The following is a 21,264-nucleotide window of genomic DNA, read 5'->3' on the forward strand; positions in this document are numbered from 1 at the left end:
GTGCGCTCAGTTGGCCGAATCGACCAGGGTGCGCGCCTCGATCACCTTGCTGCGGTAAGCCTCGAAGATGGCGCGCAGCGCGTCTTCCATGCTGACCTCGGGCTTCCAGCCGAGCTCTTCCACGGTGTTGTCGATCTTCGGCACGCGGTTTTGCACGTCCTGGTAGCCCTTGCCGTAGAAGTCGCCCGAGGAGGTTTCCACGATCTGGGTCTTCTTGGCTTCTTCCGCGTACTCGGCGTAGTCGCCGGCCATCTTCAGCATCATCTCGGCCAGCTCGCGCACGGAGTGGATGTTGCGCGGGTTGCCGATGTTGTAGATCTTGCCGGTGGCGATGCCGTTCGGGTTCTCGATGATGCGCATCAGTGCGCTGATGCCGTCGGTGACGTCGGCAAAGGCACGCTTTTGCGCGCCGCCGTCCACCAGCTTGATCGGCTCGCCGCGCACGATGTGGCCGAGGAACTGGGTGACCACGCGCGAAGAACCTTCCTTCGATTCGAAGATCGAGTCCAGGCCGGCGCCGATCCAGTTGAACGGACGGAACAGGGTGTAGTTCAGGCCTTGCTCCATGCCGTAGGCGTGGATCACTCGGTCCATCAGCTGCTTGGAGCAGGCATAGATCCAGCGCGGCTTGTTGATCGGGCCGCAGATCAGCTCGGACGTTTCGGGATCGAACTCGTCGTCATGGCACATGCCGTACACCTCGGAGGTGGACGGGAACACCAGGTGCTTGCCGTACTTCACGGCGGCGCGCACGATCGGCAGGTTGGCCTCGAAGTCGAGTTCGAACACGCGCAGCGGCTGGCGCACGTAGGTAGCGGGCGTGGCGATGGCCACCAGCGGCAGCACCACGTCGCACTTGCGGATGTTGTACTCGATCCACTCCTTGTTGATGGTGATGTCACCTTCAAAGAAGTGCATGCGCGGATGGTCGATCAGGTCGCCAAGGCGATCGCTGGACATGTCCATGCCGTAGACTTCCCACGACGTGGTTTCGAGAATGCGGCGCGTCAGGTGGTGGCCGATGAAGCCGTTGACGCCAAGAATCAGGACCTTTTTCATCGGTTTTCCTCTTTGGACAATGCGGTAAGAAATGTGGAAAGCGCGGCAGGCGAGACGGGCGCGGGTTGGGCGCCATCGTCCAGCAGTTCGCGTACAAGGATCAGGCCGCCATCGCCGCACACGCCGACGATCTGCCCGTCGATCACGTGCAAGCCCGGGCGGGCGGCGCTGGTGGACTGCAATTGGGCTGCTCCGTCTGCGCTGCCGGCATGCGGCAGGCGCGCCTGCGCCACCACGAAGCGGCGCGAGCCGGCATCGGTGAAGGCGCCGGGATAGGGCGGTGCGACGGCGCGGATCAGGTTGTAGACCTGCGCGGCCGGCTGCTGCCAGTCGATGCGGCCGTCCTCCGGCTTGCGCCCGGAGAAGTAGCTGCCTTCGGCCAGGCGGTTGGGCAGCGGCGTGATGTTGCCGGCCATCATGGCGGGCAGGGCGCGCCACAGCGTTTGCTCGGCGGCCACGGTTACTTTCTCGAAGACCTCGCCGGCGGTGTCGTCGGGCAGGATCGGCACTGACGTCTGGTCGACGATGAAGCCGGCATCCGGCTTGGCTTCCATCGCATGCAGCGTGGCGCCAGTCTCTGTCTCGCCGTGCAGCACCGCCCAGTTCACCGGCACGCGGCCGCGATACTTGGGCAGCAGCGAGCCGTGCATATTGAACGCGCCTTGCGGCGCCAGCGCCAGCACTGCCGCGGGAATCATCGCGCGGTAGTAGAAAGAGAAGATCACGTCGGGGCGCGCCGCGGCCACTGCGGCGGCCAGCGCCGGATCGGCGGGGTCTTCGCCGTAGGTGACAGGCAGGCCGAGTTCGGCGGCGGTATCGGCAACGCGGCGGAACCAGATGTTCTCATCCGGGCGGTCGCGGTGCGTCACCACCAGCGCCACTTCCACGCCACGCGCGTGCAGCACGCGCAGGCAGCGGTCGCCGACGTTGTGATAAGCGAAGACTACTGCGCGCACGGGACCTCCATCGCTTTTTGCTGTTCCGGCGTGCCTTCAAGCACCGCCTGGATGCGGTAGCGCGGACGGTTGCGCACTTCCTGGTAGATGCGGCCAATGTACTCGCCCAGCAGGCCGATGCCGAACAGCATGATGCCAACCAGGAAGAAGTTGAAGGCGAGCAGGGTGAACACACCCTGCACTTCCGCGCCAAGCACGAAGCGCCGAACCAGCAGCACCGCCACCAGGCCCGCCGATGCCAGCGATAACAAGGTGCCGATGGCGGAGAACCACTGCAGCGGCACGATGGAGAAGCCCGTGACCAGGTCGAAGTTCAGCCGGATGAGCTGGAACAGCGAATACTTGGATTCGCCGGCGTGGCGTTCTTCGTGCTCGACCACGATCTCCACCGGATTGGAGGAGAAGGTATAGGCCAGCGCGGGGATGAAGGTATTGACCTCACGGCAGGCATTGATGGTGTCGACGACATTGCGGTCGTAGGCGCGCAGCATGCAGCCCTGGTCGGTCATCTTGATGCGCGTGATGCGCTCGCGCAGCTGGTTCATGGCCCGGGACGCAATGCGGCGGAACGCCGTGTCGTTGCGCTCGCGGCGGATGGTGCCAACGTAGTCATGGCCTTCGCGCATGGTTGCCACCAGCCGCGGGATTTCCTCCGGCGGGTTTTGCAGGTCGGCGTCCAGCGTGATCACGATCTGGCCGCGGGTGTGCTCGAAGCCGGCCAGGATGGCCATATGCTGGCCAAAGTTGCCGTTGAACAGCACGACGCGCGTCGTGTCCGGGCGCTTGTGAAACTGGCTGGCCAGGATCTGTGCCGAACGGTCGCGACTGCCGTCGTTGACGAAGATGATCTCGTAGTTGCAGCCGAGCCCGTCCATCGCCGGGTAGAGCCGGTCGAACAGGGCTTGCAGGCCATCTTCCTCGTTATAGACGGGAATGACGACGGAGACTTCGACAGGGCTCATTTGAAGAGGCGTTTGCATGTTTCACTAAGAGTTGCGCATACCCGCTCCACGTCGGCGGCTTGCATGGCAGGGAACATCGGCAGCGTGACGATGCCCCTTCCGATGCGCTCGGCGTGCGGCAGCATGCCTTCGCGCCAGCCCAGGGAGCGGTAATAAGAAAACAGGTGCACGGCGGGATAATGCACGCCGGTGCCGACGCCTTGCTCGCGCATGGCCTCCATCACCGCGGTGCGCCCGCCTTCGATGCGTTCGGCCGGCAGCACCACCTGGAACATATGCCAGTTGGTGGTGGCCAGCTCTGCGTCACGCGGCAGCGGCAGCTCGATGCCGAGTTCGGCCAGGCCGCTGTCGGCGGCGCAGCGGTAGTACGCCTCGGCCAGTTCGGCACGGCGTGCCGTGATGGCGTCAAGTTGCGTCAGTTGCGACAGGCCGATGGCGGCGTTGACATCGGTCAGGTTGAATTTGCCGCCGGGCTCTTCCACATCCATGCCGTCCATGCCGGTACGAATCACGCCTTGCAGGCGCAGGCGTTCGGCACGTTCGGCTTCTTCGGGCGAGTTCATCACCAGGCAGCCGCCTTCGACGCTGGTGATGTTCTTGTTGGCCTGGAAGCTGAAGCTGACCAGGTCGCCGAAGGCACCGATGCGCTGGCCGCGCCAGCGCGAGTCGATGGCCTGCGCGGCATCCTCGATCACGCGCAGGTTGTGCTTCTTCGCGATGGCGTAGAGGCGGTCCATATCCACCGGCAGGCCCGACAGGTAGACCGGCATGATGGCGCGGGTACGGGGCGTGATAGCGGCTTCCACGGCGTCGAGATCGATATTGCGCGTGCGCGGGTCGATGTCGACGAAGATGGGCCTGGCGCCCACCGTGATCACGACATTAGCCGTGGCAACCCAGGTAATCGGGGTGGTGATGACTTCGTCGCCGGGGCCGATATTGGCCACGCGCAGCGCGATCTCCATCGTCGCCGAGCCATTGGCGAAGGTGCGCACCGGGCGGCCCCCGAACAGCTCGGACAGGGCGGCCTCGAAGGCGTGCATCTTGGGGCCGGAGGTGATCCAGCCCGAGGCCAGCACCTTGCCCACCTCGGCGATGGCAGCGGCGTCAATATTCGGCTTGACGAAGGGCAGGAAGGCTTGCGCAGCGGAAGCGGTCATGGCAATCAGGCTCTTGTGGCGATGGTGCGAAGGTGCGGTGATCAGGAACGAGCGATGAGAAACACGCCGGCGAGGATCAGCAGAATGCCGGCAACGCGCAGCGGGCCGATCATTTCACCGAACAGCCACCACGCTGCCAGGGCGTTCACCACATAACCGAGCGACAGCATCGGGTAAGCGATCGATACGTCGACCCGCGACAGCCCGACGATCCACACGCCGACGCTGACTACGTACAGCGTCAGGCCAGCCAGCACCGGCCACTGCGTCAGCACGCGAAACGCCGTGGCAAACAGTGTCGCGCGCTCGATGGTGATGGCGCCCACGGCGTTGGTGCCGGCTTTGAGCAGCAGCTGCGCGCACGCATTGAGCAGCACGCCGGTGAAGATGAAAGCGAAGGTAGAGAGCGTCATGGCGCGCGGTTCGGTTCTTGCTGCGGGGCTGCCGGCGCCTGGCCGGGAGGCGGGAAGTTGGTGACCGCGACGCGGCGCTTGTCCTGCCCGATCTTGTACATCGGCACCTTGCTCTCTTGCAGCAGCTTGTAGGTGGCAGCCGACATGATGCCAACGGCGTGCTGGCCATCCTGCCATTTTGCAATAAAGGCATCCAGCGTGGGGAGCCATTTCTGCGGCTCCTGCTTGGTGCCGAACTCCAGTTCGTCCGGCCATTCCACCATGATGGTGGTGCGGCGCAGGTAGTACGGCAGCGTGTGGTCCAGCATGCGCACGCCGTAAATCGGCATGTCATCCGTCAGCACGGCGTTGATGGCGGGCACCATGTCCACGCCCGAAGTCTGCCGTCCCATGACCTCGTGGCCCAGCAGCGCCACTGTGAAGCTGGTGAACAAGCCGAGCGAGTAAACGGTGATGCTGACCATCAGGCCCTTGCTTGCCAGCAGCTTGCGCGCAAGGAACACGGCGCCGAGCATCAGCACGAAGGCGGCGCCGACCCAGACCGCGAACAAGCGGTACAGCTCGTTGGGCGTATTGTCGGAATTCAGCGTGGCCACCACCGGGCTGGCCAGCAAGCCGATTGCCGCAATGACCAGCATGCCGTTGAGCTGCCGCTTCCAGCTGCGCTCATCGATGTGCTGCAGCGCCACGGCTGCCAGCATGCCAAGCGCCGGGAAGATCGGCACGATGTAGCCGGGCAGCTTCGAGCCGGACAGGCTGAAGAAGACAAAGATGGCAATGGCCCACACGGCCAGCAACAGCGCCGGCTGGAATGGCCGTGCCGACGCCACGCGTGCCGCCGCGCCTTCGCCACGGACCACTTGCCACATGCGCGGCGCCAGGCCCAGCCAGGGGATGAAGCCCGCCACCAGCAACGGCACGAAGTACCACAGCGGACCCTTGCGCGAGTGTACCGTCGAGGTATAGCGCTGCCAGTGCTCGTGGATAAAGAAGAAATTCAGGAATTCGGGGTTGCGCTCCGACACCAGCCAGAACCAGGGCACCGTGACGATCAGCATCAGCGCGATGCCGGTGATCAGGTGCAGGCGGCGCCACAGGCCGAAATCCCGCGAGATCAGGGTGTAGATGACCAGCACGAGGCCGGGCAGGGCAATGCCTACCAGCCCCTTGGTCAGAATCGCCACGCCCATCGCTATCCAGCAGGCCCACATCCAGTAGCGCCGGGCGGCCGGCGTAGCCGCCGGGTGCTGCGCGAGCAGCATGAAGGCCAGCACGCAGGCCATGGCGCCGGACAGCGTCATGTCCAGCGAGTTGAAGTGCGAGGCCACGCTCCACATCGGCGCTGCGGCAAGCACCAGCCCGGTCAGGAAGGCGGCCCGGAAGCCATACCAGCGGTGGGCGGCGAGCATCGAGACCACGAGGCCGACCATGCCGGACAGCGCCACGCATAGCCGGGCCTGCCAGTCGCCTACGCCGAATACGGTGTAGGACAGCGCCGTCACCCACATATGGAAGGGCGGCTTCTCGAAGTACTTGAGTGCGTTGTAGCGGATCGTTACCCAGTCCCCGCTGGCGAACATCTCGCGCGCGATCTCGGCATAGCGGCCTTCATCGGAGCGCAGCAGGTGGCGAGCGTCGAGCGTGCCGAACCAGACCAGGAGAATAAACAGGCAAACCAGGACGATGGTGGTCGTGGGCAAGCCGGCAGATTGCGAAACACCTTGTGCGGTGCTTCGCGAGGTGTCTCGCGAGGTCACGGAACTACGCATACGTCTCCTGGAAAGGGATCGGGTGACCGCCATGGCTTGCGCACATGACGACCGGTTCTCGGGCTTGCGGGGTGTGGCGATCCGCGCGCGGGCCGACCGGATGGCTTGTCCCGCCTGCTGCCACACATTCATTGCATTGGCTCGCGATGCCGCGGCCACTTGCATGATGATTAAAGCTTGGTCATACAGCCTAGGCGAAAAAAAGCGGCGTCAGGCTGTTGCCGCAGCGCGCGGCCAGGCTGTTTGACGGTTTCGGGCTGCCCGGGCACCCGGCGAAAACATCACAACGCGGCAGCGACGGCTTTGGTAGACAAAAATTGAAGGTAGGCAATCGTGCCCGTTGCCACGCGCCTTCTGCTTTGTCAGTCTTTCTAGCCGTTACCCCATGGCCAACCGTGGTTGCCAAGTGGCGCGGCGCGCAATGTTAGCACGACCGCCGCAACCCGCCGTCGCGCGCGAGGTCGGCGCACGCGGGGCGGCCCGGGCTGCGCGCGTGGTTTAGCTGGAAAGTGCAGTAATCGGCATGTTTCTGGCGCGGCGCAAGCGCAGCGAGACGCCGATCAGCAGAACGCCGCAAACCACCGCCCAGGCTCCGATCATCCACAGCGCCGCCAGCGCACCGGCAAGGGGGTGCCACAGCAGCACGAAGGCGAGCACGATGCTCGCCAGCCCGGCCAGGATCAGCGACCATTCATTGGGAATGTCCTTGCGCAGGCGGATCGCGGCGACAATTTGCAGCACCCCTGTGGCAAGCGTCCAGGCCGCGATATATAACAGCAGGGAAAACGCGGTGACCACGGGACTGAACCAGGTCAGCAGGCCCACGCCCAGGCCAAGCACGCCCTGCAGTGCAAGGATGCCGCGGTCGCTAGCCTCGCGCTGGTTGCCCGAGATGGCCATCAGCAGCGCGCTAATGCCGTCGGCGGCGGCAAAGGCGCCAAACAGGAGCACGAGCGCAGCCAGCGTGGCAATGGGGGCGAAAAAAGCACAAAACCCGAAAAGAACGGCGAGAATGCCGCGCAAGGCCACGACCCACCATAGCTTGGCGTAATACTGAAGCATAGGAACTCCCTGGCAAGCTGCCCGCACGGGCCGGCAGCGACGGCGACCGGCTAAGATCGACAACACGCGCGGGCAAAAACGCGCTAGCTTCTAGCCAGCGCGAGCCACAACGGCTGGCTGGCCCTGCGCGTGGGACGCCTGGTCGGAGCGAGCGGGGGGCGTGAAATCATTCTAGACAGGATTCATGTGAGGACAAAGGCGCAATGGCTTAGGGCTGCTTCCATTGCCAGCGCAATGCTGCTGGCCGTGGGCAGCCTTGCGCAGGCTCAGACGGTGGCGGTGGCCGCCGCCGCGCCCGAGGAGGCGCCGGCGCGGCCTCTTGCCCCGCTGTGCGACGCGCCATGGTTCCGCTCCGGCTCGCGGGTGCAGATGGAAGGCGACGGGGCCATGCCCATGTCGATCACCATGACCTTGCGCCGGGCGACCAAGAACCAGACCGGATGCCGGGCGCAGCTCGAGGTGCGCTCCAAGTCGGCGCTGTCTGCCCTGATGGGGCCGCCGGTCATCATGGACCAGGTCCACATGGTCAATATCGACCGCCGCTCCGACAGTGCCAAGAGCAGTATCGAGAGCGAGCATGCCGTCATCAATGCACAAGGGCGCTATGCCCGCATGTACGGCGAAGCCGCCTTCAGGGGCCAGGGCGTGTTCAGCTACGCGGGCATGGATATCCACGAGGGCGGCACCCTTGACGGCGAGGCGTTCGAATCCAGCGTCTCGCTGCAGATCTATCCGGTGGGCGCGGACGAGGTCGTGGGAAGCATGCGGGCGCTATATGCCTCGATCAGCGTCGGATCCCGCCACGTGGGCAAGCGCCAGATGATCGATACCGTGCTGGGCCGCAAGGAGTGCATGCCGATCACCTACGAGAAGCGGACTTCGCTGGGGCCGCTGATGGTGGGGGAGGAGGTGGTGCAGGTGGAGCCCACGCTGATGCACGTTACCGACTGGTATTGCCCCGCCGAGGCATTCGTGCTGCGCACCGAGATTCGCCAGCAGGACAAGGTGCAACGGATCGACGTCACGGGGATGGATCTGGATACGGCTTCGCCCTGACGCTTTGCCCGCCTGCCGAGGCGGATTCTCCGATAGCAGGCAGCAGAAAGCCCGCCAATTTGCATTGGCGGGCTTTCTGCTGTCAGGGCGCCGGACGCCGGATACCAGCGCGGCGCTCCTTGCCGATCAGTTCGCGGCTGCGGCCGATGCGGCGGGCTTCTTGCTCTTGCTCTTCTTGCTCTTCTTGGTCGACTTCTTGGCCGGCGGCGCGGAGGCGTCGGTCAGGTCCGTGCGGGTGCTCTTGTTCGCGCCCTGGGAATACGGGTCGAACTTGTCACCGGACTTGGCACCCTGGCTATACGGGTCGAACTTATCGCCCGACTTGGCGCCCTGGCTATACGGGTCGAATTGCTTCTTCCCGGTCGATTGCGCCTGGGCAGCCACGGAGACGGCGCCAATGCACAGCGCGATGGCTGTCGCGACGAACTTGTTCATGTTTTCTCCTGGTAAATGCCGCCTTCCGGCGGTTCGAATACACGGAAACTGACGGCTAAGGCCGCCACGCCGATTGCGTGGGATACCGTTGCCGCGTTGTCCGCTGGTCCCCAGTGTCGCCAACATTTCGCCTGGCTGTCAACATGCGCTGTATTGTGAAATGCACGCTTTGTATCGTCCTATGGAAAGCCGCTATTGCCTTTATCGCCAGGACTTGCTTGACGTTTGCTCATTGATATGCGCTTAAGTGCATATTTCATTTGCGTTATGTGCAAAATCAAAGCCCCCGCAGGCCTGATGGCGTGCGGGGGCTTTGGTTTTGATGGATCGCCGGGCTGCGAAGGCGGTTATTCGGTAGCGACATCCGAAGGATGCTTCCACGCATCCCGGACTTCCGTGCTCGGTGCCAGCGCAAGGTTGATGTTGCGGGCGCCGATTGGCTGCTGGAACCATTGCTTTTGCAGGGCGATCACCTGCGGGCCGGCGAATACCGAGGCCAGGGTCTGGTCCACCAGTTGCTTCCACTGCGGATCGGCCTTGGACATCATCAGCGCATTCTGCTCGATCGACAGAGCGGGACCCACGATCACGAACTGCGAAGGGTCCTTGGCGCGGGCGCGCAGTCCCGACAGCAACACATCGTCCATCACGAATGCCTGCGCACGGCCGGATTCGAGCAGCAGGAAGGATTCTCCATGGTCCTTCGCGTAGATGTCATGGAAACCATACTGGCCCTTCAGGCGGCGCACATGGCGATCGCCCGTGGAGCCGGCGCTGGTCACCACGTTCTTGCCGCGAAGGTCTTCGAAGGACTTGATGCCCGAATCCGCGCGCACCAGCATGCGGACCGTGGAAATGTAATGCGAGACGCTGAAGGCGACCTGCTTCTGGCGTTCCAGCGAGTTCGTGTTGGGCGCGCAGTCGAGATCGACCAGGCCATTGACCACGGCGGGGATCCGGTTCTGCGGGGTGAGCGGCATCCAGCGCACCTTGATCGTCTTCAGTCCGAGCTTTACGCGCGCGGCCTCCGCGGCGCGCAGGCACAGGTCCACCGCGTAGCCCGCGGGCTCGCCCTTGTCGTTGGCGAAGGAGAAGGGCAGCGCCGATTCACGATAGCCCAGCACGATGGTGCCGGTGTCGCGGATCTTGTCCAGCACCGGGCTTTGGGCCTGGGCGGCGTGCGGGGCGGAAACCGAAAGGGCGGCGGCAGCGACGAACGCTAGCTTTGCCAGCAGGCGGGAGGCACGGATCGTGCCGGCACTGGCGAATGTGGCAAACGAGAACATATGTCGAATATTTCAAAAGTGCCGAGGCTACGCCTGTGGCCTGCAGCGGCAAAGTACATCTTTGTCATAAGCAAATATCGGCCGGGAGAGCCGCCTGGGCAAAGGTGCCCGGTCGAAAAGCGCGCTGCGCCGGCGGGTAGCGCCGAGCGCGCGGCTGCGCAGGCGGTCACAAAAATTCACCGTGGTTGGGTTGCGGTTTGATTGATGTGCGCGGTACGCTACCGGGTTCGCTGCGTCTGTGACGTGCAGTGATCACGATCGTGAAGGGAATCATGAAGATTTCGCGCAAGAAAATCGCGCTTGGCACCGCCGCGCTGGCGATTGCCGCTGGTGTGGCCGTGCAAATGGTCTGGCACCCGTTCGGACGCGCCTGGAAGGGGCAGCCCCGCCAGCTTGAGCTCGATTTCAGCCGCCCCGATGCGCTGGTCGACAGCGAAAGCCTGTCCAGCCTGCCGCGCGATATGCTCCGCGTGCCGCTGCTGCGCGATGTGCTCACCGAGGATTTCGTCAATTATTACGAAGACAACGAAGGCCGCCTGTCTGCCTCGGGCGCCTTGCGCCGCATTGCCTTCGAGCACGACCTGGACTGGGGCGATGCGTTGCTCAAGCGCGTGTTCGACGAACCGGGCCGGCTTATGGCCTGGCGCGGCGCCGATGGCACCTTGCGCTATTGGGCGCTGTCGATGGAGCGCAACGGGCTGGCCAAGGTGCTGCAGACACTTGGCACGATCGCCCCGGCTGACACGCAGTTGAGCCGCGCCGGTGAAGTCGGCGGCACGCCGCTGTATGCGTTGCGGATCGGCCCGGCCCGCAGCTTGCTGCTGGCGGGCAAGGGCGATCGCCTGGTAGTCCTGTCGGAAGCCGGCATGCTGCTGGACGCTGAAGGCAAGCCCATCGGCGCTCGCGCCAAGGCAGTGGCCGCCTGGCTGTCCGACGACGCCGGCGCGCGCGAGGCCCCGCTGCAATCGTTCGCGCTCGACGCCGCCAAGGGTCCGCCCAAGGGCCATCGCGTGCTGGTGGGCGCGAATTACCTCTCCTTTGGGTACCAGGCATTCTTCCCGGGCATCGAAGCGCTGCGTTTCGATTTTGCCGGCGCCGATTCTAAGTCCGTTTCTAAGGCCGATGCCGGCGATGCCGCCTGGCACAGCGCGGTGCTGGTCGATGGCGCGCGCCTGCCCGGCGCGTGGAACACGGCCGAACTCTGGAAGGCCTTGCCGGCCGACCCCGCGGCGTGCGCCACGCTGCCGGTGGACTGGCAGGCCGCAGGCAAGATGCTGCAGAAGGTCAGTGGCGGCAAGGACGAACTGGCTACGCAGGTGGCCCAGGCCTTCGAAGGGCCGGCTGCCGTGTGCTGGTACAGCAAGTCGGCGCTGGTGGCGCCGTTGTTCATGGCCTGGGTCAAGTCGGCCGATGCCGCTACCGCGCTGCGTCCGGTGCTGGCGAGCCTGTTCGAGCAAGTGATCGGCGCCTATGAACCCAAGGCCGGCGCGGAAAAGGGCGCCTATGCGCGCCTGCCGGTGCAGAACCGCCAGGGCGCGGGCGGCGCGGTGTTGTGGTCGCGCGCGGTCAGCTCGCCCTACGGCACGCGTGAGGGCAAGGGGGCGCCGTTCGCGGCGCAGCTTTCGGCGGGCGCCTATTTCCCCGTGACGCTGGCATTGGCTGGCAACACGGTGCTGTTCTCGCCTGACGGCGCGTTGGTGGATGACGCGCTGGCGGTGCAGGGCAAGCGCTTCCCCGCGGTGGCCGACACCATGCAGCGCGGCCAGCAGGCCCGTACCGTGCTCAGCTTCACCCCATCGACGCTGGCGCCGCTGGTGCGCCGCGAAGCCACCAAGGCGCTGCCGGCGGACCAGGAAGCCCTGTTCCTGAACGCGGCGCGCGCTCACCTGTTCCCCAAGCTGAAGACCCTTGCGGCCTACCCGGCGGTCTCGCTGGTGCTGCCCGATAGCCTGCCTTCGGGGCGTGCGTGGGTGCCGGTGACCTGGCAGCAGGCTGGCACGCCGCCGCGCGGCGCGCTGGCCGCGGCCCCATCGATTGCGCCGATGGCGCCGATAGCAGCGGCGCCGCAAGAGGCTGCGCAGTGATAGCTGTGAGCCGAGGCCGCCGCTCGATGCTGGCGGCGCTGGCGCTTGCCTTGCCCCTGGCCGGCGGCGGTCGGGCCTGGGCCTTGTCCGGCCTGGCGTCGGACACGCCCGAGGCGGATGCGCTCGATGCCACGCAATCGGCGGCGTTTCGCGCCTGGTTCGTGCGCATCGTCGGTGAGCAACTGCGCCAGGGCCCGACCCCACGCTGGTACCAGCGCGATTGTGCGGGCCTGGTGCGCTTTGCCGTGGGCGAGGCGCTCAAGGTGCATGACGCGCGCTGGCTGCGCGCCAACGGCATGCAAGGCGGCGCCTCGGCCCGCCAGTTGCCGCCGGAGCTTAGCCTGAGCCCGGCCCAGCGCACGCTTGGCCAGCGCTGGACCCGCGCCGACGGCAGCACCGGGGCTTATGCATCCGCCCTGGCCCTGGTGCAGGGCAATAGCCGCTTTGTCGCCAGGAACGTCAACCTGGCCCAGCCTGGCGACCTGCTTTTCTACGACCAGGGCGATGAACAGCACCTGATGATCTGGATGGGCCAGTACCTGGCCTATCACACCGGCACCGTGACCCGTACCGATAACGGCCTGCGTGCCGTCACCCTTTCCCGCTTGATGCAATGGAACGATTCGCGCTGGCAGCCGCAGGACGGCAATCCCAATTTCATCGGCGTATTCCGTTTCGCCTTTTTGTCGAGGTAAAGACGATGCTTGTCGTCATGACGCGCGCGAGCGCGCTTCTGCGTTCCTCCATTCCCCGCGTGCTGCTGGCGCTTGCCTTGCTGGCAGGCACCCAGGCGGCAGGCGCCGCCGAGCGGCCGAGTGCCACGCTCGACACTGTGCCGTCAAGCGGCTATAGCGCTTTCCAGGGCCAACCGTTCTTCCTGCTGTCGGACGCCAGCTACGGCAGCGACCAGACGGCGCAGGTGCGCCTGGAAGCTCCGGGCCGCGAATACAAGAGCGAGCTGCAGCGCTACGGCGGCGCCGACATCCTCGTGTACCGGGTCGCCGATCCGATCGCCTTCCTGAAGGCGCAAAAGAACCTGCACCGGATCGACGTCAAGGCGAACTACCGCGGCGAAGGGTTGGCCAACACCTTGTCCTACCTGTGGGACAGCTGGTACAAGCAGGCGCGCCGCGCATGGCAACGCGTGCTGTCGTTCGCGACCCGCAGCAAGGCGGTGGAGGACGCGCCGCAGTTCAGCATGGGCGACCAGATTGCCCAGCCGACCCGCTTCGAGAACAACCCGCAGTACGAGCCGCTCAAGGGCTATGACGTGGTCGAGCGCTTCCGCTACCCGATCTGGGACGCCAAGGAAATCGCGCCGCCCAAGGACGTCAAGCTGGAAGGCAGCAGCAGCGAATTCCTGCCGCGAGATGCGGGCAACGTGATGGTGCCGCTGGGCAAGCTCAAGCCGGGCCTGTACATCGTCGAAGGCATCATCGGCACCTACCGCGCCCATACCTTGCTGTTCGTGTCCGATACCGTGGCCATTACCAAGAGCACCGGCAACGGCATGCTGGTCTGGGCGGCGCAACGCAAGAGCGGCCGCCCGGTTGCCGGCGCCAGCCTGGCCTGGACCGATGGCCTTGGCGTGCTCCAAAGCGCCACCACTGGTGCTGACGGTGCGGCAGATCTGGCCCACACCAGCCCGGAGCGCAGCTACCTGCTGGGCGTGGATCCGGCCGGCGGCGCGTTTATCTCGGAAAACTTCTACTACGACAGCGAGATCTACAACACCAAGCTGTACGCCTTCACCGACCGGCCGCTGTACCGTCCCGGCGACGAAGTCCGGGTCAAGTTCATCGGCCGCAATTTCCGCAATGCCACCGAATCCGGCCCCGCGGCGCCCGGCGATATCAAGCTGGAGGTGCTGGACCCCAACGGCGCGCCGCTGGCCTCGGTCGCTACCGCGCTGGCGGCGGACAACGGTGCCGACGCGCGCTTCACGCTGCCCGCCAATGCGCTGGCCGGCGGCTATACGCTGCGCTTCGACTACGGCGGCAATACCTACGGCGGCGCCTTCCGCGTGGCCGAATACATCAAGCCGCATTTCGACGTGAATCTTGCGTTGGACAAGGCCGACTATGCCACCGGCGAGGCGGTCAAGGGCAAGATCCAGCTGCGCTATCCGGACGGCAAGCCGGTCAAGGACGCCAAGCTGTCCGTCAGCCTGCGTGCGCAGCAGGTGACGATGGTGGAGGGCGAGCTGCAATATGCCGGCCTGTTCCCGGTCAAGCTGGAGCAGCAGGAACTGACCACCGACGGCAGTGGCAATGCCGCGCTGGTGCTGCCTGCCGCCAAGGACCCGAGCCGTTACGTGGTGACGGTGTTCGCCAACGATGGTGCGGCCTACCGGGTCAAGGTCACGCGCGAACTGCTGATCGCGCGCGGCGCCACGCCGTACAAGCTGACGGCGCTGGCCAACTTCACCAACCCGGGCCAGAGCGTGACCTTCCAGCTGCAGGCACTGGCCGCCGCCGGGCAGRCATCGGCGCAGGCGCCGGCCAAGTGGGAACTGGTGCGGCTGGAGTCCCGCACCCGCAGCGAAGGCGCGCTGAGCCCCGCCGCCAACGGCACTGTGTCGTTCCCGGTCAAGTTCGACCAGCCGGGCTCGTACACGCTCTCCGTCAAGGACGGCGCAGGCAACCTGCTGGCCGCTGCCAGCCACTGGGTGGCAGGCGAGGGCCTGCAGACCGTGCCAGGCAATATCGAGATCGTGTTCGACCGGGACCGCTACCGCATCGGCGACACCGCCGAAGCGCTGGTGACGTTCCCGCTCGCCGTCGAGGACGCCTTGCTGACGCTGGAGCGCGACCGGGTGGAGCGGCGCGGCCTGCTGTCCAAGGGCGGCGACTGGCTGTCGCTGGAGAAGGTCACCGACAAGCAATGGCGGGCGCGGATCAAGGTGGGCAACGATTTCAGCCCCAATATGACGTTCTCCGTGCTGTATGTGAAGGACGGCGACTACGTGTTCCAGAACGCCGGCATTGCCGTGGTGCAGCCCACGATCGAGCTGGCCGTCAAGAGCGACAAGCCTGTCTATGCCCCGGGCGAGACCGTCACGCTGGACCTTACCAGCGTCTTCAATGGCAAGCCCGTGCCGGCGAATCTCACCGTCAGCGTGGTGGACGAGATGGTCTACGTGCTGCAGCCTGAAATCGCCCCGAGCATCGTCGACTTCTTCTACCATCCGCGCCGCAACAGCGTGCGCACCACTTCCAGCCTGAACTTCATCGGCTACGACCTTGCCGTGTCGGGCCAGCCCGGCGCCGGTGGCCCTGAGCGAGGCCGCTATAACGAACGTGGCGTGAAGGTGTTGGAGCGCCCGCGCCGGGATGAGAAAGACACTGCCGCGTGGGAGGCCAACCTGCGTACCAGCGCAGACGGCCGCGCGCGCATGAGCTTCACCATGCCTGACTCCCTGACGCGCTGGCGCATCACGGTGCGCGCGATGTCAGGCGACGGCATGGTCGGGCAGCGCACCGCCAGCATCCGCTCCGACAAGGGCTTGTATCTCAAATGGACCGGGCCACAGCGCTACCGCGGCGAGGACGCGCCGCGCATCGACATGGTGGCCTTCAACCAGGGCGAGCAGGACGTGGCAGCGGACCTTGTGGTGATCGGTGCCGGCCTTAATGTCAACCAGAGCGTGACGCTCAAGCGTGGCGCCAACTACGTGCGCCTGCCGGTGGCGCAGGGCGCTTTGCAGAGCGGCGTGGTCAATGCCGAGATCAAGCTGCAGGGCAAGACGCTGGACCGCCTGCAGACCACGCTCACGGTCGAGCCCACCGGCTGGCTCTCGCAGCGCGAGTTGACGCTGCCGCTGGCCGGCGCCAATGCCGCGTTCAAGCTGCCGGCGGATGCGCAGGACGTGCGCCTGCGCTTCGTCGATGGCGCCGCCAGCCAGTTCGCCCGCGTGGCGGACGACTTGCTGGCCTATCCTTATGGCTGCACCGAGCAGACAGCGAGCCGGCTGATTCCGCTGGCGTTGGCCCAGCGCAGCCTGGCAGCCACCGGCGCGGACACGGGCGGCGGCACCCAGGGCATCGACGCGCTGCTGCGCACCCAGCGCCAGCGCCTGGCGCTGCTGGCTGGGGTCAATGGCCAGTTTGGGTGGTGGGGCGATACGGTGGGCAATAGCGCGCTGCTGACGGCGTATGCCTATTACGCCGACTGGCTGGCAACGCGCGCCGTCGGCATCAGCCTGCCGCCCGATCACTGGAAGCGCACGCTGGAAGCTTACAAGCAGGCCATGAAGGAGCCGCTGCTGCACCGTGCGCTCGCGCTGTGGTTCATCAACGAGATGGGCCTGCCGGTGGCCACGCAGCTCGGTGGCGTGGCCGGCGAGCTCGCTCGCCCCGGCGCCGACGCACCGGGCGCGGCCGTGGGCGAAAGCCTGGTGTTTGCCGCGCCGGATTCGCCGCAAGGCCGCCGCGTGGCGACGGTGCTGGCCGCGCAGCTCTACAAGCAGATCGGCCAGCCGATGCCGGAAGGCCTGGCCAGCGCCGCCGAGGCCGCGCGCCAGGCGCTGGCGAGCGATCCTTCGCCGCTGGTGCAGAGCCTGCTGCTGATGGCGGGCAAGGGCGCGGCCACCTCCGACGTGCAGGCGCTGCTGGCCCGCGCCGGCGCTGCCTCACCGACGATTGACCGGGCCGTGACGCTGGTGTGGCTCAACAAGGCCCTTGGCGGCGGGCTGGGCCGCGGGCTGGCCGGCGAGGGTGACCCCGCGCTACGCGTGCCGCAGGGCAACTGGAAGGCTGCGCGCAGCCCGCTTGGCCTGCCGGAATGGCGCTGGAGCGGGGCGCAACTGCCCGAGACGCTCGCGCTGACCGTGCCGCCGAACATGGATGCGGCCTCACAATCGTTCAACACCAATGCCGTGGTGTCCTACCGCAGCCGTGCCCAGGAAGCCTCGCGCCTGCCGATCGGCATCGAGCGCAAGCTCTACCGCCTGGTGCCCACGAGCGATGGCGCAGCGAAAGACGGCAAGCCAGCCGAAGCCGCTGCCGCGGGTACGGCCGGCCTGACCTTCTCGGCCAAGCCGGTCAAGCCGGGCGACAAGCTCGACAGCAACACGCTCTACGTCGATGAGATCGTGCTGAGCCCGCGCCAGGGCACCTACCGCTACGGGCTGGTCGAAGCACCGCTGCCGCCCGGCGGCGAGGTCGAGGGCACGACGTGGGGCCTGCGGATCGACGGCTTGCCGGATCCGGACAATAAGGCCACCGGCCTGCAGCCGTTCCAGCGCGCCGTGACGTACGAGATGGGCATGCTGTCGTATCACCAGCCGGTCGTCTCGCTGGAGCGCCCGGTGGTGCTGCGCCAGTTGGTGCGCTTCTCGCTGCCGGGCAGGTTCAACCTGCCGCCGGTGCGCTACTTCCGCATGTACCAGCCAGATGCCAAGGCCCTGCAAGGCGACGGCAAGACGGCGGGCTTCCCCTTGACGGTGGAGTGAGGCAAGCATGAACGGGGCAGCGCGCATGGCGGCCGGCCGTGCCTGGTGGCGTCGGCTTGCGGTGCTGGCCGCCGTGGGTGCGGCGTGCGCCGGCCCCGCGCTGGCTGCCACGCCCGCGCCCGCCGAGCCCCTGCGCTTCGCGCGGCTCGCGGGAGCGGACGCGCAATTGTTCGGCCTCGACGGCAATGCCGCCGCGCCCGTTGCCACGCCATTGCCTGCCAGCTTGCAGACCCCGTTGGGCAGCGTGTGGAAGCTGTTCGTCTATGGCTACCTGGTCGGCCGCGACAAGCCATCCAATGACTACACCTGCCGAGGCGGTGACCCGGAGGAGGTTTACTGCTGCACGGCCGGCCAGAGCATCGACCGCGAGCGTGCGCTGATTCAGTCCTGCGGACGCTATTTCGAGCCGCGGCGGCTGGGTTTGTCCGCTGCCGACTGGCGCCGTTTCTGGAAGGAGGCAGGCGCGCCCGTGTGGCTGCAGGACATGCAGGCGATGCAGCCCGCTCGCAGCGTGGCCGTTGCCGATCTGCTGGCCGGGCTGCATGCCATGCCCCCCGCCGCGCAACAGGCAGCGGCCGCGACGCTGGTCTCGGTACTGACGGTGGGGCGCGGCGAAGGCACGCTGGCCAGCTATGGCAGCCTGCTGCGCGTCAAGACCTGGACCATGCCGGACCCCGCGCGGCCGGGCGCATCCATCGGCGGCGCGGCCGGCTGGCTTGCCGATGGCAGCCCGGTCTGGCTGGGCGGTCCCGGCGCCAGTGCCAATGTGCTGCGCCGCGCGGCGCCCCGCCTGCAGCCGTTGCTGGCCGCCGTGCCGGTGCCCGATGATGGCGCCTGCGTGCTGGTCGACATGTTCGAGCGCTATCCGCTGCGCGATCTGCAAGTTGCCGGCACCGGCGCAAGTCGCCAGGCCGTGGCGGATGGCCCGCTCAACGGCGCCTACCGCGCGGAGTTTGCCAATGGCAACAGCCTGCGCGTGGAAAGCCGTGGCGAACTCACGCTGCTGCGCAAGCCCGGCGCCGCGCCGCGCGTAGTGGGCCGTTTGGGCCTCAATGACTACGTGGCGCGGGTTGTCGAGCGCGAGGGCGACACCACCGAGCCCGAGGCCGCCCGCGCCCTGGCGGTGGCTGCGCGCAGCTACCTGATCCAGCAAGCTACGCGCGAGCAAGGCTGCTTTCATATTGCCGATAGCAGCCGCACCCAGCGCGTGCTGCCGCGGGCACCCACCGCCGCGGCACGGCGTGCCGCTGATGTGACGGATGCGCTGGTGCTGTCCGGCGTGGCCGTGCGTTATCACCACGACGTGAGCGGCCAGGGGCGCATGGCCTGGCTGGAGGCCCGGCGCGCGGCAGGGCAGGGGCAGTCGTTCGATGCCATCCTGGCCCGCTGGTGGCCTCAGGCCACGCTCACTTCGTTCCAGAGCCCCGTGGCCGGCGATTGCCAGGCGGTGACCAATGCGCGGCAGTGGCTGGCGCAGCGCGCGCCGCAGTGGGAGCGCCGGCTGGCGGCGGAGCCAGGCTATGAAACGCCGCCGCTGCCCGCCGTGTGCGAAGTACGCGAAGGCCGCCCTTATGCCGACGCGCGCCGCAACCGGCTCTATATCCACCGGCTGGCCAGCGAGGACGACCGCATTGCGCTGGCCCACGAATATCTCCATCTTGCGTTTGCCCGCCACCCGCGCGGGCAGGACGAAGGCTTTGTCGAAGCCATGGCGCGCAAGCTGGTACGTACGCAGAACCCATCATGAATCTCACCCCCAGTCTGTCCCGCAATCTGTCCCGCAATCTGTCCCGCAACTGGCGCCACGGCGTGCTCGCCCTGGCCTGTGCCGCGGCACCGCTGCTGGCCACGGCCGAGCCGGTTGCCGATCTGGACGGCCCGGTTGGCGGCTGGCGTCACGGCGGCTTGGCCAACGAGCTCGAGCGCTATACCGCCGCGTATCCCAAGCCGCCGGTGGACCGCGGCGCGCAGAAGTACCGCACGCTGATCGAGGGGCGCCTGCGCAAGGTCGGCAAGGAAGGCCGCAAGCCGCCCACGCTGGTGGTCAACGGCACGGCCATGCCGCTGTATGCCGACGAGCAGGGACGCTTTGCGCGGCCGTGGGCGTTTGGCCGAGGCTCCAACAGTGTGGAGATCGTGTCCACCGATGGCGCCTCGCGCCAGCGCCTGCAGTTCTACGAGGCCGACGCGACCAAGATCCAGGCCAAGCTGCGCGCGGTGTTGACCTGGGACGATCCCAAGGCCGAGGTCGACCTGCATGTGATTTCACCCGACGGTGGCCATGCCTTCTTTGCCAGCCCCTTGCTGCCGGAAGGGGGCGGTCTGGACGTGGATAGCGTGGACGGTGCGGGGCCGGAGATTTTCTCGAGCGCGGCGCCGCGTCCCGGCGTGTGGTTGTTCTATGTGAACTACTGGGGCAACTTCAACGCCGACGGCTACAACTTCGAGAAAGGCAAGAACGATCGCGACCTGATCACCGCCAAGCTCACGCTGATCTACAACGAGAACACGCTCAATGAAAAGCGTGAGACGCTCGTGGTGCCGCTGCGCAAGCTGGGCGAACTGGCGCTGATGAAGTCGGTGCGTTTCTGATCCGGCACATCGATGAGCCATACTGACAGCCACGCTGATGCCCAGCCAGAAAACCAGTCGCAAAGAACGCAGGAAGGAACCGCGGATATGCAGCACTCGCTGAAACTAGCCTTGATCAGCCTGACCCTGCCGGCCCTGTTGCTGGCCGGCGCCGCGCGTGCCGACGATGCCATCGAGTTCACCACGCCGCGCAATGGCTGGCGCAACTCGGCTGGTGATGCTTCGGCCTATACGCAGGAAGTGCATTACCCGGCAGTGGCGGTCTCCACGCGGGCCGGGCAAGCCGCCAGCGCCATGATTGCCGGGCGCATCCGCGCGGCGCCCAAGCCCGAGGCGGATACCGCGAGCGCCGCGTCGAACCCCGCACCCGGCGGGCGCGGGCGGCGCGGCGGCGGCTCGGTTGCCACCCTGGTGGTCAACGGCGTGGCGATGCCGCAGCGGGTCGAGGAAGATGGCCGCTTCTCACGGCCCTATGCCTTCTCGGGCGGCAGCAACAGCGTGGAGATCCGCAGTGCGCAGGGTGCCAGCAAGCGCGTGCAGTTCTACGACGGCTACCAGGGCAAGACCCGTCCACGCCTGCGCGTGGTGCTGTCCTGGGACAGCGATCAGACCGACCTGGACCTGCATGTGGTGGCGCCCGACGGCCAGCACACCTTCTATGCGAATCGCGTGGCCAGCAACGGCGGCGCGCTCGATGTTGACGTCACCACCGGCTATGGCCCGGAGATCTATTCGATTGCCGCGCCGCCACCCGGCACCTACCTGGTCTATGTGAACTACTACGGCAGCGGCGCCGGCCCCGAAGCCATTACCGTGGCGCAAGTGGCGCTGATCACCGATGAAAACACGCCCAACGAAAAACAACAGGTGTTCCGCGTGCCGATGCGCAAGCCCGGCGAACTGACGCTGATCAAGTCCTTCGTCATGAAGTGAGCACCGCCCCGAAACTCTCCAACACCCCAGCGTCCCGGCACCTCC

The 21,264-nt window shown here is 66.5% G+C and carries 16 protein-coding genes; 7 read left to right on the forward strand and 9 right to left on the reverse strand.

Annotated elements, in window-relative coordinates; all coding sequences use genetic code 11:
* Positions 1-6: 6 nt before the first annotated feature.
* From AB4061_RS22680 to AB4061_RS22710, 7 genes are all read right to left on the reverse strand, one after another.
* Positions 7-1,059 carry a bifunctional UDP-4-keto-pentose/UDP-xylose synthase gene (locus tag AB4061_RS22680; protein WP_052495092.1) on the reverse strand — a complete coding sequence of 351 codons (1,053 nt, stop codon included), beginning with the start codon at positions 1,057-1,059 and terminating at the stop codon, positions 7-9.
* Entirely contained in the window at positions 1,056-2,015 is a 960-nt protein-coding gene (locus AB4061_RS22685; protein ID WP_441637731.1) for a formyltransferase, read from the reverse strand. Before AB4061_RS22685 ends, AB4061_RS22680 begins: the two co-directional genes overlap by 4 nt.
* Positions 2,003-2,995, reverse strand: a complete 993-nt coding sequence (locus tag AB4061_RS22690; protein WP_441637733.1) for a glycosyltransferase — start codon at positions 2,993-2,995, stop codon at positions 2,003-2,005. The genes AB4061_RS22685 and AB4061_RS22690 overlap by 13 nt, the downstream gene beginning before the upstream one ends.
* Positions 2,974-4,137 carry a DegT/DnrJ/EryC1/StrS family aminotransferase gene (locus AB4061_RS22695; protein ID WP_441637735.1) on the reverse strand — a complete coding sequence of 388 codons (1,164 nt, stop codon included), beginning with the start codon at positions 4,135-4,137 and terminating at the stop codon, positions 2,974-2,976. Before AB4061_RS22695 ends, AB4061_RS22690 begins: the two co-directional genes overlap by 22 nt.
* Positions 4,138-4,178: 41 nt before the next feature.
* Complete coding sequence (locus tag AB4061_RS22700; RefSeq protein WP_043355625.1) at positions 4,179-4,550, reverse strand: DMT family transporter; 372 nt, start codon at positions 4,548-4,550, stop codon at positions 4,179-4,181.
* Complete coding sequence (locus AB4061_RS22705; protein ID WP_441637738.1) at positions 4,547-6,319, reverse strand: glycosyltransferase family 39 protein; 1,773 nt, start codon at positions 6,317-6,319, stop codon at positions 4,547-4,549. The genes AB4061_RS22700 and AB4061_RS22705 overlap by 4 nt, the downstream gene beginning before the upstream one ends.
* 498 nt (positions 6,320-6,817) lie before the next feature.
* On the reverse strand, positions 6,818-7,381 hold the full coding sequence (locus tag AB4061_RS22710) for an HdeD family acid-resistance protein (protein ID WP_441637740.1): 564 nt from the start codon (positions 7,379-7,381) through the stop codon (positions 6,818-6,820).
* Between the two features lie 234 nt (positions 7,382-7,615).
* Here AB4061_RS22710 and AB4061_RS22715 point away from each other — a divergent pair, with 234 nt between their 5' ends.
* Positions 7,616-8,437 (forward strand): hypothetical protein, encoded by an 822-nt coding sequence (locus AB4061_RS22715; protein WP_441637742.1) that lies wholly within the window; start codon positions 7,616-7,618, stop codon positions 8,435-8,437.
* Between the two features lie 126 nt (positions 8,438-8,563).
* Here the strand turns inward: AB4061_RS22715 and AB4061_RS22720 are convergent, their stop codons facing one another.
* On the reverse strand, positions 8,564-8,872 hold the full coding sequence (locus AB4061_RS22720) for a hypothetical protein (protein ID WP_043355619.1): 309 nt from the start codon (positions 8,870-8,872) through the stop codon (positions 8,564-8,566).
* 347 nt (positions 8,873-9,219) lie between these two features.
* Positions 9,220-10,158, reverse strand: a complete 939-nt coding sequence (locus tag AB4061_RS22725; RefSeq protein ID WP_441637745.1) for an amino acid ABC transporter substrate-binding protein — start codon at positions 10,156-10,158, stop codon at positions 9,220-9,222.
* Positions 10,159-10,430: 272 nt separating this feature from the next.
* On the opposite strand from AB4061_RS22725, the gene AB4061_RS22730 reads away from it, so the two are divergent.
* The 6 genes from AB4061_RS22730 to AB4061_RS22755 all read left to right on the forward strand — a co-directional run bounded on the left by AB4061_RS22730 (position 10,431) and on the right by AB4061_RS22755 (position 21,219).
* Entirely contained in the window at positions 10,431-12,242 is a 1,812-nt protein-coding gene (locus tag AB4061_RS22730) for a DUF2138 domain-containing protein (RefSeq protein ID WP_441637747.1), read from the forward strand.
* Between the two features lie 26 nt (positions 12,243-12,268).
* Positions 12,269-12,937, forward strand: coding sequence for a DUF1175 domain-containing protein (locus AB4061_RS22735; protein ID WP_441637788.1), 669 nt, complete (start codon positions 12,269-12,271; stop codon positions 12,935-12,937).
* A 5-nt stretch (positions 12,938-12,942) separates the two neighbouring features.
* Complete coding sequence (locus AB4061_RS22740; RefSeq protein WP_441637749.1) at positions 12,943-17,694, forward strand: alpha-2-macroglobulin family protein; 4,752 nt, start codon at positions 12,943-12,945, stop codon at positions 17,692-17,694.
* 7 nt (positions 17,695-17,701) lie between these two features.
* Positions 17,702-19,441 (forward strand): DUF2300 domain-containing protein, encoded by a 1,740-nt coding sequence (locus AB4061_RS22745; RefSeq protein WP_441637751.1) that lies wholly within the window; start codon positions 17,702-17,704, stop codon positions 19,439-19,441.
* A complete protein-coding gene (locus tag AB4061_RS22750; RefSeq protein WP_441637753.1) occupies positions 19,438-20,286 on the forward strand; it encodes a YfaP family protein in 849 nt (282 codons plus the stop codon). The genes AB4061_RS22745 and AB4061_RS22750 overlap by 4 nt, the downstream gene beginning before the upstream one ends.
* Before the next feature lie 87 nt (positions 20,287-20,373).
* Positions 20,374-21,219 carry a YfaP family protein gene (locus AB4061_RS22755; protein WP_441637755.1) on the forward strand — a complete coding sequence of 282 codons (846 nt, stop codon included), beginning with the start codon at positions 20,374-20,376 and terminating at the stop codon, positions 21,217-21,219.
* Positions 21,220-21,264 lie beyond the last annotated feature (45 nt).

Source organism: Cupriavidus sp. YAF13 (assembly GCF_052113425.1).
Taxonomy (GTDB): domain Bacteria; phylum Pseudomonadota; class Gammaproteobacteria; order Burkholderiales; family Burkholderiaceae; genus Cupriavidus.